Genomic DNA, 15684 nt, shown 5'->3' with positions numbered 1-15684 from the left:
TGGTAGATTTCGTGCAGTTGAAACATTAGTAATGAAGTCTGTCACTTCATTACTGAAGAAGTAATGTAACTATCATATTTTAAATCTCTGAAAATAACTATACAATTCAATAAATTGAATTTCAGCATGACGGGAAACATGTATGATAAAATTTTTAATGTTGATTGTGGTGACATTAACCATTGCAGGTTGCTCCCCTCTTGCACCTACAGGCTGTCAGAAAAAAAACGCAATGGAATCATGCGAATATAAGAGTTCGGGTAAAGTGTCAGATAAGGATATATATGGATGGTATTCATCCAGAATAAAAAAAGCTTTGGACGCAGCACTTACAGAGCCCCATGCCTGGAATGGTAAAAGATGTAACGCTCATTTGGATTTCAAAGTCGATGGCACCCTGCAAAATTTTATCGTGAAAGGTGGTGACAAAGATTATTGCGCTGCATTGCAAAAAGCTTCTGAAAGAGCGACATTCCCGGCGTTTACCGATCGGAGAGTTTACTTTAATATGGGTTCCGCAAGATGGAACTTCGAAGGTCAGCCATGAAAACTATGGTGCGCCGGGAGATCCCCGGCGTTCTCTACCTGAGAAAAAAACATTTTCACTTCCGCTGGTCAGACAGCTTCCTCAACATCCACCAGCAGGTTTTCCAGCTCTATAATCCGATTGGTGGCGTATTGCAGAAGTTGATCATCACTTCGTCTCCCGCCATACCCGCTTATTACGTCTCGGGAAGCGTTCTAGCCTCCATATCCAAATCATCCACAACATCTTATGAAATTCAGGTAGTGCCCGATAATCATCAGCACTCATCTCGAGGGCCTTGAGTCGCCACTCTGCCACCTTGACCACCCGCCATAACATCACCATGCAAAACAGAGTGCAAACAATAAGGAAACCGAAAAAAAGATAAGTAATCACCTTACCCCTCCCAGCTACGGAGTTGTTTTTATGTGAAGGCGAGGTTCACCGTCTTTCGGCTCCGGCCACTGGCGCGCCATGTTCACCTTCAGTTTTTCTTCCATCGCTGCTGTAATTTCACCGTCACAGATGCCGGCACGTCTCTGCGCGTCCCACAGCAGGAACTGCATGTCAGCCCATTCGCTCAAGTCTATAACATCATCGGCTGCCTCCAGAGCTTCTTTAGAAAGATGCTTCAATGGCCCAACCGGGCCGACATTGCCGAACGTGGCATCAGACCATTCAGCGTGTTCACGGCGAACCTGTTCGCGCAACTCATCACGATTACTTACAGGTTGGCTACCCTGAAGCATGGCGGCGCGGCAGGCGTTCCAGCCGTGGTCAAACTCAGATGTGGTATTTCCGTCATCGTCACACTTTGCCTCTGGCACTACCGGCTCTGGCTGCGCGTGGCGATAGAGCTTAATCACTCTGCGAGGGTCTGCGTGAGGCGTAATTGGATTCACGGTGAACAGGTATCCTAAGCCGTCTTTTTCAACATCTCTCAATTCCTGCTCATCAGTCCATGCCACAGGCTCCGACTTCCTCCCTGCTAACAATTCATCAATCGCTTTCACAGCGTCAGACATTGCGTAACCAAGATTGCCGCCGTCACTTTGTGCTGCTGCTTTGCCCAAGATTTCACGAATGCGGTGCAGGCGGTAATTTGAGAGAGGGCCGTGTGCCGGGTGGTTGTTAGTTGTCATGCTGACGCTCCTGTAATTTCAGAACCTGTAGGCGGTGTTCTTCGCTCTGAGGAACGCCTGTGAAGTTCACAGCAACAAAGTATGCGATACGGTCACGCACTGTAGCGTCATCGAGAATTACCGCGCTCAGAGTCGGACGACCGAAAGACAACTGCTCAGCTCTGGTGAACTCAAACCAATAGATTTCCTCGCCGCTGAGCACCATCGGAATTTCATTGTTGATAAACATTTTCAGCGTTGTCAGCCGTTGTTTCCCGTCAACAACCTCGATGTAAGGGCCGTCACAGACATCCCAGTCAGGTGCTTTTGCCAGCGCAACACTTCCGATCGGAAAACCAGATACGAGGATGCGCAGAAATGCTTGCTGCTCGTCGATCCCCCAAACGTACTCACGTTGATATTCAGCACAGAAGTTAAGCGCACCTTGCCGAATCCAGTTGATGTACATATCAATCGGATATTCACCAGTTCTTGCGCGGAATATTTCAGCCTCGCGAATACGATTGCTCATTGGGCGGCCTCCTTGTTAATCGGGTCGATACTGTCCAGCAGCAGGCGACGGCGAGTATTCTCGGCAAAGTGACGGCGCCCTGTTTCCTTGTGGTAAAACTCATTCTTGCCAACCACCCACATTCTTTCCGTTTCGTGCAATTTTTTACGCTTCGGACCATCTTTGGTGATCACAACGCCTGTGTGAGTTTTCGTTATGCTCATGTCCGTGCGCTCCCGAAAATTTTGTGTATCTGATAGCCCTGCCAGTTCTGGCGACAAACATCGGTTATAAGCAGCGGCTGTGGCGCGGGCTGATTTTGCTCAGGCAACCTGACTTTTGTCTGCCAGCGCTGAACAAGCCGGTACAGCGGCTTTCCTGGTTTACCGACATTCTTCAAAACACCAATACGGATCAGACGCCCGGTAATTGCGTGAGTATGTTTGTTACTCCATCCCATCTGGCGCCCGAGCTTCAGGACTGAGGCGATTTTGTTTGTTTCAAGGAACACGATCACCGCCAGTTGGTCTTTACTTCTCAGGGTTACTTTTTCCATGTGGTCACCTCCGAGCCATACGCAGGCATTCTTCGCGCCGCTGCGCGATACGGGCCACTTCGACAGAATTGCTGGCAATAGCCAACATGTCGGTATAAACCGTTGCCGCGCGGCGCCACAGCCCACGGGACTCCAGATTTCTGGCGATGCTTTCAACTGCCTGCGTTTTTACGGGATCGCTCTTTTCTTCCATGAACGGCAACGTTACGTCAGGTATTACCGCGCCGGGCGCCACGTCATAAACGTACTGTGTACCGTTGTGGCTGCGGGTTATCGTCCCGCTGACAGTCAGCGCCCGCAGGAAACGCCCTGCCGTTCCGGCGGCAATATCCAGCGCTTCACAGACATCACGCAATACACACCCGGGAATGTGACGAACAACTACCGCCACCTGGTCTTTTTGTGAAAGTTCTTTGGTCATTGGTCAAAACTCGTTTAGTTGATTAAGCCTGCCGCTTTGCGGCGTCTGTATTCCTCCATCAGCAATTGTGCCGGTGTTGGCCCTGCCGGGTGGTGCGGCGCCGCCAGCTGGCGACGAATCGGCGGGACGGACAAGCCATTGCTGACATGTTTTGTCCACTTCGTGAGTAATTTTTCTGCCAGTTTTTTCAGCTCCCCCTCTGTCATCTGGCGTTCAACGCCAGTCCTGCGCATTTCGACGCAAATGTGGTACAGCACTGGCTGCGGCCACGGATATTTGTCACTGCCGGAATAACGGTATGACTCGTTACGCCAGCGCTTGTATTCAGCCATCACCCGGTCTGACGTGAGACTGAACGGGTTAGCCCCGCTCTCAGAAACCAGCGAAACGAACTCGGCAAGATCCGGCGGCCAGGTGTTCCCGACTGCGCAACGCTCCATGCACTGCTGGCAGACCAGTTTGATCTGGCTTTCAGTCATCGAGCCGATCTGGGCAATCCAGATAGCCGAAGGCTCCGTTCCGTTCTTCTGCGTCCAGCGATTCGAAAATATCTCCCCCATGACTTCCCATAGCCGCCACGCCGTCTCTGTCGCCAGCAAGTCCGTTTTTACGTTCCCATTCTGCTCTGGCTTCTCGTATCTGCTGTACAGCTCGTGATGGTGCAGGTCCTGTTCGTACTCCCGCATGATCGTTACCTCCGGTTGCTGGTTTGATTTGTGTGCTGGCCCGGCCTAAATGCCGTGCAAATTTCTGCTCCCACTGCACCTGGTGGAACACCTTCCCTTCGGCTTGCCAGTAAGTAATAAAACTGTTCAGTTCCGCTGGAAGGTTAATTCCCGGCTTTAACGGCATGCCCCATAGTTCAGCCATCCGTTTAAAATCCTGTGAAGGTGTCCAGGACGGATGCATGGCAAATTTTCCGAATGACTGAACATTGCCAAATACAATCCCTGGCTGGTTCGGATAGTCCGGCGAAACTGGTTCGACCACTTTACTATGTGTGGGGTTTAGATCTTTATGGTTCCTTGGTAGATTCCCGATCCCGTTTTTGGGTGTCTTTGAAGGAAAAAACGGGTGTCTTTGGTCATTTTTAAGGCAACCGTTTTTGGGTGACTTACCGTTAAGAACCCCGTTTTCGGGTGGCTTTAAAGGCTCCCGATTTTGGGTGTGTTCAGAATCAACAACGCTTTCTTCGACACCTAATAATTTGTATACGGGTATCTGTTTAGTTCGCCCCTTTCGTTCCCCGGTGTCGGCAATAAGTCCGATTTCGATCAAATGCCGTAAACCAGCCTGCACGGTTTTTTTGTCCAGTTCCGTTGCCTCTGCAAGTGCAGCAACAGATGGATATGCACATAAGTCAGCCCCGCACATATCTGCCAGCCAGGTAAGGATCGCCTTACTGGAAGATTTTCCGGTTTTAACTTTTTTGGCCCATCGCATTGCATCAATGCTCATGTAGCCTCCCCGTGTATAGCCTGCTCATTGGTAAAAACTCGTTAAAAAATTTGCGGCGCTACGGCGCTGATACTCGCCAGTAGTGGTCCCGCCGCATCTGCTGGCAGCATGTTGAATAACGCGATCGCCGCTTCGCGGATCTCTTTTTCAAGCTTGTGCAACGGCGCGCCGAGCAGTTTGGCCTGGTGAGCCTCGCTGCATTCTTTTACCGCACAGGCCACCAGCTCAGTTTCCGTTTTCCCCTGCCGTAATCCGTGCGTTCTGGCGATTTCAATCGGCATGGCAGAAGCAATCGCGGACGCCAGCCGCATAACGTAAGCCGTGTATTTGCCGGAGTTATTTTCATTCTTGAGATAACGGAACAGGTTCTGCTTGTTCACAGTGATCCCGCGACCGCCCTGCTTGCTCCAGTGTTCAGCCACCAGCTGCGCAATCTTTTCCTGTGCCTGCCCGGGTAATGTCGATTCCCATTCCCTGACAGCTTCACGGATCGCGCGGTGCCGGATAGTGTCACGCCGCTGCGGTTTATATTGATTTTCAGATTTCAGCGGAATGGCTACCCGCTGGTTATGATGTGGGTAAGTTACGGAATGCATATTCACGCATCCTCCCGTGGCAAACCATCAGTCGGGTTTGGATAAAGATCAGGTCTCAGTTCATGTGGAGTCACCTGCCAGTTAACAGCTTTTGAAACGCGAACAACAAGTTCGCCTGGCACCTTGTTCTTGAACCATCCATTAACTGTTTGGGCTCGACGGTTAAGACGACGCCCCAACTCAGCCTGACTGCATATCGCTAACATTTTCTTTTGGGTAGAGATCTTCATTGACATGTCTCGTGGAGTGAATATGCAGGAAGTAAATCAAATTATTTCGATATCGTCAAATTATATCGATAGGTTGAGCTACAGATAAAATCTGTATAATCGGAGGTATGTTTTTGAGCGGGCTAGGAATATGAACTTCGGAAAGCGATTACAAAAAGCCATCCAAGATCTTGGAATCTCTCAAGCGGAACTTGCACGGAGATTGGGAGTAAAAGCCCAGTCAGTCAATGGCTGGTGTAACTCCAATATACTTCCAAGAGCTGACATCCTAGATCGGCTACAGTCCGCTACAGGCTTTCCGCTTTATTGGTTCTTTCTTGAAGAAACTGAAGCCGACAATATCCCGATAGTTGCATCAGAAAAAAAACGACAGCCTCAGTCTGTTCAGGAACAAAAACTTCTTGAACAATTTGAGCTTTTGCCTACTGATGATGAAAGAGAAAAGATAATTGAGTTGATCGAGCAGCGTCTGCAAGAACTTGACGATGTAGCTACAGCCTACCTCAAAAAACGAAAAATAATCCCAAGTAACGAGTAACCCCGAACCTCCCCCATCATAAACCGCGAAAAATCAATCCGATAAACCAATCGGTGGGTATATCGCGCCTTGTGCTATCGATTTAATTTGACATATATCGATCTAATCGATAATACTATTCCCAACGCAAAGACATTCATCAAGGCAGGACGCCCACGCAGTAGCTGCCGGTGGCATACGAAGCACCGGATGAGATGACGAATATTATGCGCAGCAGGTATCAAACGTTCCGCCAGCTCAGCGATACGAGCAGAGAGATTCAGTAAATCCCCGCATCAAGAGTAATCATTTGATGCAGGGCCATAACTAATAGAGGTGGGGAAAATGAAGATTGAAGTGTCAAAGGTTGATAATCGAGTTTGCTTACTAATATCCCCAATCACGCTCACTATCGCGGATCGCCTTGCTGCCGCCTATGAAAGCCGCGAAGTCATTGCAGCTTTTGGTACTAGTGTCACGAACATTACTAAGACACCAGGAAGCGAACTCGTCAGCCTCGGCCTCTACTTTAATCACTTGGATACCGCTGTTTTCGTAACGCTCAACCATTTGATTAAAGCGGATAAGCCAATCCCGATAGTTTTCAGGTAATACCCATGCATCAGTTAGTACTTTTTTATAGGAATCATACTGTTCCTGGTTTTTGAACCAAAAAACACAGATTGGACGTGATGCCATTTTCATATCCTTGCTGGCTGTGTGAGAACTACCAGCATATCACCACCGAGCCTGAAGTGGTGAAAAGACAGGCGCAACAATGGGGAGGGAAAATGAAAATTGATTTAGATCTCAAGACGCAGGGAGTTGACGTTTCAACCAGCGGTTATCGCGATTTTGTGAATGCTGAAATTCGCGGCGTTGAAGTGGATGACGTGCTGGAAGAAATCGAAAGCGATGTGCTGTTTGCCGCTATCGACCTGCCGGATTACATCGACTGGGCTGACAACAATAGCAAGTTACCGGAAATTCTGGATCGTCTTTCTCCTGACGAGGTCATTAGCTGGCTTCGCGATAACGGGCATCTGGAGGATGACCATGATTGATTTCGCACGCAAGCCAGCACGGCAGCAGGCCGTTCTGCTTAACCGTATTGAAGTAATAATCCGCCTTATCTGTTACACCCTGGCTCAGAAAGGCGACCCGTCTGTAGACCAGCAGACCGTATCACGCCCGTAAACGAGTTTTGACCAATGGCTGTTTCCAGCCTGATGCTCAGTGCACGGGGCATCGTGATGGTAATACCGCCATCGTAACCAACAGGAGACGAAGACCTGTTCGGTTAATTTGAGAAAATCTTCTTTGCCCGTCCCGTGGCGGGCTCTTTTTCGGAGGTTTTTATGTCAGCGAACGAACTGGCATTGAGATTCAGCACAGCACCTGCAGAGCAACTGATTGGTGTTTTGCCTGTCCGCGAAGTCAAAGAAGCCCTGCGTGATGAAGTGGAAGATGACGTTCTGGGCGAGGCCTGGACAGAACATAACTTTGAAATGGAAGCGGTTGAGGTTGTCGCCGATGCTTTTGGAACTGCGATAAAGCTGGCCCTGACATTACCGCATGATGAGGCAATTAAAGTTCTCACCGATGCTATTAACACTCACCAGGGCTATGGCCAAGAACCGGAGAAGAGCTAAATCATGGAATTTGGAATGAAGCGTGTTGTGGCATCTGTTCAGGCCGTGGCGATCCTTAAAAGGATTTACAACGGCAAACCAGTAACCATCGCATCTATCAGTAAAGAATCCAGGCTGTCTGTCTCATACCTAGAGCAGATTTTTTCAAGGCTTCGCGGCAGCGACATTGTTACCAGCCAGCGTGGCCCCGGCGGTGGATACCATCTGAAAAAGATGAATCCCAGCGTTGCTGATGTCGTTCGCGCCGTGACGCGCACGCCGGATTCGTTCGAACCCGTGCTGAATGCCCTGGAGTGGGTTCCCGTCGCGCAGCTGTCGCAGGGAAAATCCCCGGCCCCATAAAGCACAAAACCCGCGCAAGGCGGGTTAAGTACCCGGTTAGCCGACCAAAGCTTCCCGGAACGAGTTTTGACCAATGACCACTACCACAGGCGGCAATCATCAGCTGCCGGGTATCTTACAACCTTAAGGAGCCCGAACGCAATGAACACATATGCGTATCTCATTAAAGCAAAAGCCAAAGCGGCAGACGCTAAAAACCTCTTTTGCTGGTTCTCTGCAAAATCCGACTCACGCGCTGAACGCGAAATCCTCAATATTCTGGAAGACTCCGGGATTGAAGTCGGTCGTGGTGCTGACCACCAGTTGCCGATTCGTACTAACTGGTTTGTTGTTGACGATCTGCCGGAAGAAGGAAAGCTGGATGACACCTGGTGCGACCGTTACGAACTCGGCGAGGATGGGGCTAGCTGGAAAAAAATTGTATCCGACAATACGGGCAACGCAGACGAAACCACAGCATCGGACGCTCCGCAAGATGATAAGCCCAATGCAGAACCATCGCAGGGCGAAGAATCCAGCGAACAGGTAAACGATGCAGCATCCGAAGAAAGCGACAATCGCACTGAAACCCCGGAATTAACCGTTGTTGCGACAATGCCCTTCCGTCACCGCGTTCTCGCTCAATTTATTGGCGATGGTGAGTATCTCTATCACGTCGATGCCGGGCAGAAAAAAGACATTTTGCGCCTTGAGATGGACACTGATAATTCGTATGTCCAGAATCTTCTGCTGGCGGCTGAAAACGTTGAACCATTAAAAAAAGCGCTTGAATCCGACATTCATAAAGTAGTGAATGCCGTTAAAAAGGTATTTTCTCTTGATGGCAAAACGCCAGAACTGGCAACCGTTATCCAGTTTTTTAATGCCTGGTTTAATACAGAACATATTGATCGCGGACTTCTCACAAAGGAATGGGTTAACGGCAATCGCGTCTCCTGCATCCAGAGAACATCCAGCGGAGCTAGCGCTGGTGGCGGAAACAGAACTGATCGTAGCCCTGAGTACATCCATACCTTCGAAACGATGGATTACGAAATTGCGGCGGCCACGCTGCCGATGGATTTTGATATTTACAATATTCCGCTATCCATTCATCGCCGTTCTAAAGAGATCATCACTAAAAAAGAGAGCCCGTGGAAAGAGTGGTCTGCCGCACTTCGCGCGACTCCCGGCATTCTGGATTTTTCCCGTGCCGCAATTTTTGCGTTAATTCGTGACGCGGGTGCGCACATCCATAATTTTCCAGATCGCATGCGTGGTTATATCAATGCCAATCTGACGGAAAAAAACCACGAAAAACCAACAGAGGAAACTCTGGCCGCCGCGCGACAGATTAACTCAGTCGCAGTAACCCTGGATGCAGTTAAGGATGCGATTAACGGCCAGAAAGAAACGCCAGTCCCTGATGGCGTGGGCGAAGAATATGCCTTTGTTGGTAAAAAACTCATCACTGAAGCCCTGTCTCGTACTGAGCAACCAAGCATCGAAAACCTCGGCAATGGTGTCTATTCCATCGACAGCCTGGTTAACACCCCACCAGCACAGCCATTATCTGTTGTTGACTATGTCCGCCAGCTCTCTGCTGAAGAAAAACTGAATGCGGATAACATAGAGGAGACCGCCAGCGATGTGCAGATGGAAGAAACTGGTAACGATGAAGCCAAAGCTGGTACTGAAATGTCGCAGAGCGAAGCAGCAACTCAGTCAGATGAAGGCAGTGATACAGATGGTTCGCAAACAGATCCCCTGAATAATGGACCCGTTCACCAAATTGCAGTTCAAAAACCAGATAAACTTTATTCCCACTTAATGGTGGATCTGGAAACGATGGGCAATAAACCCGATGCGCCAGTCGTTTCCGTTGGCGCCGTATTTTTTGACCCGGCAACCGGCGATACCGGCGCGGAATTCTACAAAGTCGTCAGTCTGGAATCTGCTATGGCATGGGGTGGCGTACCGGATGCATCAACGATCGTCTGGTGGATGAAGCAGTCAGCTGAAGCGCGCTCTGCGATCGTTATGGATGATGCAATTCAGCTTGATGACGCCCTCTTCCAGCTTAATGACTTCATCGCAGAAAATGCTGCAAACGGTCCATCGTTAATGCAGGTCTGGGGCAATGGTGCCTCATTCGACAATGTCATTCTCCGCCAGTCTTATGACCGAACCGGCATCGACTGCCCCTGGATGTTCTGGAATGACCGGGACGTTCGGACAATGGTCGAGCTAGGTAAAGCCGTGGGTATTAATCCGCGCTATGACATTAAGTTTGAAGGTGACATGCACAACGCATTGTCCGATGCCCGACACCAGGTCAAATACGTATCCGCCATCTGGCAGCGACTGACTGCAAACTGATTTTTCAATATCAATCTTCGCCAGCTGCGCTGCGTATTATGCAGCTGGCTATCGAGAGCGATGGCTATGAGTGAACAAAGTCTGATACCACTGCGGGACTGGAAAGCTCGCAGGTTACACTTTCCCATAACAATGCCATGCCTGGTGAAGCACGGGAAGCTGGGATATATACAACCACGGCCAATAAAAATTGGAAATCGTTGGTGTATTGATGAACGGGCTATTTATATCGGCCCCGGAGCAACAGGAATAGAACCTGAAATTCACAGTGACGACGACGAAATTTTGCGGGAGATACTAAGCGATGTCGCCAAGGCCACGAAAAAATAATGTATCAATCTCCGGGTTATATGCCCGGTTCGATCGCCGCACCGCAAAAACCTATTATCAGTACAAAAATCCTTTAACAGGGAAGTTTCACGGTCTGGGAACAGACAGAGAAAAAGCAGAAAAAATAGCCACAACAGCAAACCAAAGAATTGCAGTGGCTGAGGCCGAGCATTATTTACGCCAGATTGATGAAACCCCTAAAGCAGTAGTACAGCGAGGAATTAGTCTTAAAGCATGGATTGAACGATATCTGAAAATACAGAGACAAAGCCTGGATGCAGGTTCCCTTTCCGAAAAACGATACAAAGAAAAAAAACGCATGGCCGAATTACTTTCCAGGCGACTGGGTTCTCGTCCGATGAAGAGTCTGGAGGTGAAAGATTTTGCCGTTCTGTTGGATGAGTTTTTGGATGCTGGCCATGCCAGTAGCGCGCTTTGTAATCGCGTTGTATGGGTGGATATTTTTCTTGAGGCTCAGCATGCTGGTGAAGTACCTCCAGGCTGGAATCCTCCTAACGCAACTAAAAAACCATCTGTTAAGGTGAAACGTGCGCGCCTGTCACTTGATGAGTGGAAAAAAATTCTGGATAAGATCCCGGCAGATCATTATGCGCATAACGCGATGCTTCTTGCACTCGTTACGGGTCAGCGCCGGGAAGATATCGCTAATATAAAATTCTCCGACATCAGGAACGGATACTTACACATTGAGCAAATCAAGACAGGTTCCCGTATAGCTTTACCTCTGAATTTACGTTGTGATGCCATCGGCATGACACTTGAGGATGTGATCCGAAAATGCCGGGATCGTTTTGTCAGTCCCTACCTGCTGCACGGGAAAAGAAAAACAGCTGCAAAACACGTTTCGCTTACATTGCTTACGAAAGAATTTGCAACGGCGCGTGATGCTGCTGGCGTCATTCCGCCTGAAGGCAAAACCCCGACGACATTTCATGAGCAACGATCATTATCAGAGCGCCTTTATCGTGCCCAGGGCATCGATACAAAAATTCTGTTGGGCCATAAAACGCAATCAACAACTGACAGATATAACGACGATCGCGGGAAGGAGTGGACCAAACTGGCTATTTGATTTCAGGTTGTGCCGCGCTGTATGGACTGCACGATTATTTTGATGAGGGTCATAAAAAAGGAGGGTATTTTGGAGAAAAGTTTTGGAGAGGTTTTGGAGAAGAAAAAAAAGTTATATATTCCAGGCCGTTAAATCCACATACACCTTCTGAGTTCAGAGGCTAAGAAAGCATGTCATGGCAACAATTCAAACAAGCCTGGTTAGTTAAATTCTGGGCGCCTGTCCCTGCGGTCATCGCAGCAGGTATTCTCTCCACTTATTATTTCGGTATCACCGGTACGTTCTGGGCTGTTACGGGCGAATTCACCCGCTGGGGTGGACAAATCCTCCAGCTATTTGGCGTTCATGCTGAAGAGTGGGGTTACTACAAGCTGATCCATCTGGAAGGCTCTCCCCTTACCCGCATCGACGGGATGATGATCCTCGGCATGTTCGGCGGCTGCTTTGCCGCGGCACTGTGGGCCAACAACGTTAAATTACGTATGCCGCGCAGCCGTATCCGCATTATGCAGGCGATTATCGGCGGGATGATTGCCGGTTTTGGCGCGCGCATGGCGATGGGTTGCAATCTGGCGGCCTTCTTCACCGGCATTCCACAGTTTTCTCTTCATGCCTGGTTCTTTGCGCTGGCAACCGCCATCGGCTCCTGGTTCGGCGCACGCTTCACGCTACTGCCCATATTCCGTATCCCGGTCAAAATGCAGAAAGTCTCCGCTGCCTCGCCGCTGACGCAGAAGCCGGATCAGGCGCGCCGCCGTTTCCGTCTGGGGATGCTGGTCTTTATCGGCATGATCGGCTGGGCGCTGCTGACGGCGATGAACCAGCCAAAACTGGGGCTGGCCATGCTGTTCGGCGTGGGTTTTGGTCTGCTGATTGAACGTGCGCAAATTTGTTTCACCTCGGCCTTCCGTGACCTGTGGATCACCGGTCGCACCCATATGGCGAAAGCCATCATCTTCGGGATGGCGGTGAGCGCTATCGGAATTTTCAGCTACGTGCAGTTAGGCGTGGAAGCGAAGATTATGTGGGCTGGCCCGAACGCCGTTATCGGCGGTCTGCTGTTTGGTTTTGGCATCGTGCTGGCGGGCGGGTGTGAAACCGGCTGGATGTACCGCGCCGTGGAAGGTCAGGTGCACTACTGGTGGGTAGGTCTCGGCAACGTTATCGGCTCCACTATTCTGGCATATTACTGGGATGATTTTGCCCCGGCGCTGGCAACCCGTTGGGACAAAGTGAATCTGCTCGACACCTTCGGCCCGCTGGGCGGCCTGCTGGTCACTTATCTGCTGTTGTTTGCCGCGCTGATGCTGATAATCGGCTGGGAAAAACGTTTCTTCCGTCGCACCGGGTTAACCCCTGCTAAGGAATCCGCATGAAAAATATCGTTCCTGATTACCGTCTTGATATGGTCGGTGAGCCCTGCCCTTACCCGGCCGTCGCCACGCTGGAAGCGATGCCGCAGTTAAAAAAGGGAGAAATTCTGGAAGTGGTGAGCGACTGCCCGCAATCCATCAATAATATTCCGCTGGATGCGCGCAATCACGGCTATACGGTGCTGGATATTCAGCAGGATGGCCCAACAATTCGCTATCTGATTCAGAAGTAATCATTTGCCGGATGACGGCGCAAGCGCCTTATCCGGCCTGTATGATGAATTCAGCAGGTCTGGCTAAACCTGCATGGACATCATATGACCATGTATTTTTCATAAACGACAAAGATCGTCCAAGAGCGCACTAAATAACAGATGGTTAGAGTCGTCGAAAACATCAGTCGTCTAAGTTCACCTTAGAACGAGTGCTGTTTTATGTCCCACTCATGCCCCATCACATCACCGGACAATCATAAAACGCACCAGTTCATGCATCGTTGTAAACTCGCCAGCGGCTGGCAACCATTCTATATTCGCACTATCGAACGATCGCCAGCTGGCCGAGACCGGCATACATAAATGCCGCTTGAGCACTCAACTCCTGATCTTTGCAGTGGAGATTTGGGGGTTAGGTGGTACAATCACATGGAGTTCAACTATTTAAAGCAATTGATACTAATGAATAAAAATAGTTTTAGATTCGATATTAATGCGCTTCGTGCGTTTTCAGTCATTTCTGTAATGATTTTCCATTTTTTCCCCAATGCCCTTCCTGGCGGTTTCTTGGGAGTCGATGTTTTTTTTGTGATCTCTGGATTTTTGATGACATCAATTATTGTAAGAGGAACAAATAGTAATAATTTTAGCTTCTCTTCATTCTATGCGGCGAGATCCAAAAGAATAATACCGGCACTTGTTTTTGTGTGTTTGATGGTTTTGTTTTCAGGATTCTTTTTTCTAACCCCTCCAGACTACTCATCGCTGTCTGAGCATGTGCTATCTTCAATTCTGTTCATATCCAACTTTAATTATTATCTTGAAGCTGGTTACTTTGATTCAGAATCACATTTAAAATGGCTGCTTCATACTTGGTCGCTTTCGGTAGAGTGGCAGTTTTACATTATTTATCCAATAATACTATATGTGATCTGTAAGTCATTTGGAAAATCATCGATAAATAAAACAATAGTTGTAATGTTTGTTTTATCCCTTATAGCATCAGTTTATATTACGCGCATTAACCCTTCTCAGTCTTACTTCATGATTCATACGCGAGCATGGGAGATGTTAGCTGGAGGTATTGCGTATTCTATTGGCGATAAGCTTACTGATATTAAGAATGGCAAATACCTTTCTTTATCATTATGGTTTGTATTGATTGGTTCTCTTTTCTTTATAAATAGCAGCATAGCGTGGCCAGGATACATGGCAGCGATTCCTGTAATGTGTGCTGCGCTATTAATAGCGATCAATAAAAACTTTTCTATATATGAGTTAAATTTTGTTAAGATTACCGGTCTGGTGTCTTATTCCCTGTACTTGTGGCACTGGCCTGTATCAGTTTTTATTTATCGTTCAACTCTGTCTGATGATGTTATGGAAGGTATGTCAGGAATGGTTTTATCTTTTGGTTTGGCGTATCTAACTTACAAATTCATTGAGAGATTACCAGAAAGGATATCTGCCGATTCGTTAAAAAGAGCATCGGTGATAGTATCATCTTTAGTTCTTACTTCACTGGCGTCTGTCTATGTTTACAGAACTGATGGAGTTTCATCTCGATACCCCGTTAGCACAGCAGAGCTTGCATCTATTACTGATGCATATAAATATTTTGATTTTGCTAATAATATGCGTGGTGGGGTGTGTCACAATGTTGACACATCAAAAGACGTTGACTACTTCATTAAACATTGTTTTTCAAAGTCCAAAACAAATATATTCTTATATGGAGATTCATACGCCGCTACTCTATATCATGGATTACAAACACTAGCAGCGAAAGACAAGGACATTGGAATTGCACAAATAACATATGGTAATGGCTCGCCTTTCTTTGATGTAGATGGTGATACATCTGTACAATTTCGTAACGTGAAGGATGCCAATGAGTTCAGATTAAGGGCATTAAAAGCCATTAAGCCTGAAATAGTTCTAATTTCATGGAGATATGACGGTCCAAATGCAATACACAACAAAAAAGATGCACTTGCGTCAATAGAGAATACTATTGAACGAATTAAGGATGTTTCACCATCATCAAAAGTGGTTGTTCTTGGCCCAACCCCAGGATGGAACAATGGGATTATCAACATACTGTTAGAGTATTCAAAGAAATACAATACTGAGCCACCATACCGTACAAAATTTGGACTTGCGTTTGACTCAAAGAAATGGGATTCGTATTTTTCAAAGCATTTAAAAAATGCGAAATACATCTCAAGCTATAATGAATTGTGCAACGATGATGGATGCATGACAAGAACAGGCCCAACACCAAAAGAACTGTTGTATGTTGACTATGGTCATTTATCACAAAACGGCAGTGATTTCCTGATTGGAAAAATAAGCAATCAGATTATAAATTAACGAAAGGCGCCA

At 48.1% G+C, this 15684-nt stretch carries 19 protein-coding genes and 3 pseudogenes; 11 read left to right on the top strand and 11 right to left on the bottom strand.

The features are described 5' to 3' along the window. The first annotated feature begins 142 nt into the window (after positions 1-142). Positions 143-547 (top strand): cell envelope integrity TolA C-terminal domain-containing protein, encoded by a 405-nt coding sequence (locus tag OGX84_RS08165; RefSeq protein WP_047462960.1) that lies wholly within the window; start codon positions 143-145, stop codon positions 545-547. Positions 548-552: 5 nt separating this feature from the next. Here OGX84_RS08165 and OGX84_RS08160 read toward each other — a convergent pair. The 10 genes and pseudogenes from OGX84_RS08160 to OGX84_RS08115 form a co-directional block, all read right to left on the bottom strand. Next, positions 553-723: pseudogene (locus OGX84_RS08160) on the bottom strand (class I SAM-dependent methyltransferase); the annotation flags it as partial. A gap of 225 nt (positions 724-948) precedes the next feature. After that, a pseudogene (locus OGX84_RS08155) lies at positions 949-1233 on the bottom strand (dATP/dGTP pyrophosphohydrolase domain-containing protein); the annotation flags it as partial. Positions 1234-1657: 424 nt separating this feature from the next. After that, positions 1658-2179, bottom strand: a complete 522-nt coding sequence (locus tag OGX84_RS08150; RefSeq protein WP_286457771.1) for a DUF262 domain-containing protein — start codon at positions 2177-2179, stop codon at positions 1658-1660. Beyond that, the gene (locus tag OGX84_RS08145) at positions 2176-2382 is read right to left on the bottom strand and encodes a hypothetical protein (protein WP_286457769.1); all 207 of its coding nucleotides are present in this window, start codon (positions 2380-2382) and stop codon (positions 2176-2178) included. Before OGX84_RS08145 ends, OGX84_RS08150 begins: the two co-directional genes overlap by 4 nt. Further along, entirely contained in the window at positions 2379-2714 is a 336-nt protein-coding gene (locus tag OGX84_RS08140; protein WP_286457768.1) for a hypothetical protein, read from the bottom strand. Before OGX84_RS08140 ends, OGX84_RS08145 begins: the two co-directional genes overlap by 4 nt. 4 nt (positions 2715-2718) lie before the next feature. Then, the gene (locus OGX84_RS08135) at positions 2719-3135 is read right to left on the bottom strand and encodes a PerC family transcriptional regulator (protein WP_047462940.1); all 417 of its coding nucleotides are present in this window, start codon (positions 3133-3135) and stop codon (positions 2719-2721) included. Positions 3136-3149: 14 nt separating this feature from the next. Then, the gene (locus tag OGX84_RS08130) at positions 3150-3614 is read right to left on the bottom strand and encodes a replication protein P (protein WP_047462937.1); all 465 of its coding nucleotides are present in this window, start codon (positions 3612-3614) and stop codon (positions 3150-3152) included. Continuing rightward, entirely contained in the window at positions 3607-4593 is a 987-nt protein-coding gene (locus tag OGX84_RS08125; protein ID WP_286457764.1) for a DnaT-like ssDNA-binding domain-containing protein, read from the bottom strand. Before OGX84_RS08125 ends, OGX84_RS08130 begins: the two co-directional genes overlap by 8 nt. Positions 4594-4634: 41 nt before the next feature. Then, positions 4635-5189, bottom strand: a complete 555-nt coding sequence (locus OGX84_RS08120) for a toxin YdaT family protein (protein ID WP_286457762.1) — start codon at positions 5187-5189, stop codon at positions 4635-4637. Between the two features lie 2 nt (positions 5190-5191). Beyond that, a complete protein-coding gene (locus OGX84_RS08115; RefSeq protein ID WP_047462929.1) occupies positions 5192-5419 on the bottom strand; it encodes a transcriptional regulator in 228 nt (75 codons plus the stop codon). Between the two features lie 130 nt (positions 5420-5549). Here OGX84_RS08115 and OGX84_RS08110 point away from each other — a divergent pair, with 130 nt between their 5' ends. Continuing rightward, positions 5550-5957, top strand: coding sequence for a helix-turn-helix domain-containing protein (locus tag OGX84_RS08110; RefSeq protein WP_219936909.1), 408 nt, complete (start codon positions 5550-5552; stop codon positions 5955-5957). A 366-nt stretch (positions 5958-6323) separates the two neighbouring features. Here the strand turns inward: OGX84_RS08110 and OGX84_RS08105 are convergent, their stop codons facing one another. Continuing rightward, a complete protein-coding gene (locus tag OGX84_RS08105) occupies positions 6324-6635 on the bottom strand; it encodes a hypothetical protein (protein ID WP_104868784.1) in 312 nt (103 codons plus the stop codon). On the opposite strand from OGX84_RS08105, the gene OGX84_RS08100 reads away from it, so the two are divergent. From OGX84_RS08100 to OGX84_RS08055, 9 genes and pseudogenes are all read left to right on the top strand, one after another. Beyond that, positions 6629-7000, top strand: coding sequence for a hypothetical protein (locus tag OGX84_RS08100; protein ID WP_258237891.1), 372 nt, complete (start codon positions 6629-6631; stop codon positions 6998-7000). The genes OGX84_RS08105 and OGX84_RS08100 overlap by 7 nt on opposite strands. Beyond that, positions 6984-7133, top strand: a pseudogene (locus OGX84_RS08095) (hypothetical protein); the annotation flags it as partial. The gene OGX84_RS08100 and the pseudogene OGX84_RS08095, both read left to right, overlap by 17 nt. A 161-nt stretch (positions 7134-7294) precedes the next feature. Beyond that, entirely contained in the window at positions 7295-7588 is a 294-nt protein-coding gene (locus tag OGX84_RS08090; RefSeq protein WP_286457756.1) for a hypothetical protein, read from the top strand. A gap of 15 nt (positions 7589-7603) precedes the next feature. After that, a complete protein-coding gene (locus OGX84_RS08085; RefSeq protein WP_052194475.1) occupies positions 7604-7930 on the top strand; it encodes an RrF2 family transcriptional regulator in 327 nt (108 codons plus the stop codon). A 141-nt stretch (positions 7931-8071) separates the two neighbouring features. After that, complete coding sequence (locus OGX84_RS08080; RefSeq protein WP_286457753.1) at positions 8072-10288, top strand: 3'-5' exonuclease; 2217 nt, start codon at positions 8072-8074, stop codon at positions 10286-10288. Positions 10289-10592: 304 nt separating this feature from the next. Beyond that, positions 10593-11711 carry a phage integrase Arm DNA-binding domain-containing protein gene (locus OGX84_RS08070; RefSeq protein ID WP_286457751.1) on the top strand — a complete coding sequence of 373 codons (1119 nt, stop codon included), beginning with the start codon at positions 10593-10595 and terminating at the stop codon, positions 11709-11711. Between the two features lie 170 nt (positions 11712-11881). Then, positions 11882-13087 carry a selenium metabolism membrane protein YedE/FdhT gene (yedE, locus tag OGX84_RS08065; RefSeq protein ID WP_047462916.1) on the top strand — a complete coding sequence of 402 codons (1206 nt, stop codon included), beginning with the start codon at positions 11882-11884 and terminating at the stop codon, positions 13085-13087. After that, on the top strand, positions 13084-13317 hold the full coding sequence (gene yedF, locus OGX84_RS08060) for a sulfurtransferase-like selenium metabolism protein YedF (protein ID WP_000790504.1): 234 nt from the start codon (positions 13084-13086) through the stop codon (positions 13315-13317). The genes yedE and yedF overlap by 4 nt, the downstream gene beginning before the upstream one ends. Before the next feature lie 411 nt (positions 13318-13728). Further along, on the top strand, positions 13729-15672 hold the full coding sequence (locus OGX84_RS08055; RefSeq protein WP_286457749.1) for an acyltransferase family protein: 1944 nt from the start codon (positions 13729-13731) through the stop codon (positions 15670-15672). The last annotated feature ends 12 nt before the right edge of the window (positions 15673-15684 follow it).

It is taken from the genome of Citrobacter sp. CK202 (genome assembly GCF_030333225.1).
In the GTDB taxonomy this organism is placed as follows: Bacteria; Pseudomonadota; Gammaproteobacteria; order Enterobacterales; family Enterobacteriaceae; genus Citrobacter_B; species Citrobacter_B koseri.
This window is presented reverse-complemented; position numbering and strand designations above follow the sequence as displayed.